Source organism: Streptococcus oralis (genome assembly GCF_003942875.1).
GTDB classification, from domain to species: domain Bacteria; phylum Bacillota; class Bacilli; order Lactobacillales; family Streptococcaceae; genus Streptococcus; species Streptococcus oralis_BX.
This window is the reverse complement of the sequence record NZ_RMVK01000021.1, coordinates 1-520: the sequence shown is the minus strand read 5'-3', so window position 1 is coordinate 520 and position 520 is coordinate 1. Positions and strand designations below refer to the sequence as shown.

Annotated in this window: 1 protein-coding gene; it reads right to left on the bottom strand. The window is 49.2% G+C overall.

The features are described from left to right. Positions 1–520, bottom strand: a 520-nt coding sequence (locus D8844_RS10360) for a hypothetical protein (RefSeq protein ID WP_142999108.1), incomplete at both ends; no start/stop codon positions are given.

Here is a 520-nt window from a genome sequence, read left to right as displayed (position 1 = left end):
GGAAGCTTGGAGTGCCCGTTTGTGGAACACCTTGAGGACCTGTGCTGGTTGCACCAGTACCTGTTGGGGTCACTTTCGTAAACTCTGGACTGTAAGTCGCAGTGACTGGGGTGCCGTTCTTATCTACGCGTTTGACTGTGACTGGATCTGGGTTTCCAACAAACTGTTTGTCTGGGGTGAAGGTTACAGTTCCGTCTGGTGCAATCGTGTAAGTTCCTTGACCTGGAATAGATTTCTCTTTGCTTCCATCTTCGAAGGCTGGTTCAACTGTTTCATCGATTGGAACCAGTGGGTCACCACCTTGGAAGGTTGGAGTGCCTGTTTGTGGAACACCCTGAGGACCTGTGCTAGTTACGTTAGTGCTGGTTGGAACTACTTCTTTCACCACCGCTTGGTACTTGACAGTAACAGGAGTTCCGTTGACATCCATTCGAGTCAATTCAAGCTCTGATGTTTCACCCTTGAACTGTTTATCAGGAGTGAAGGTCACCTTGCCATCTGCGTCTACTTCGAACCGAAC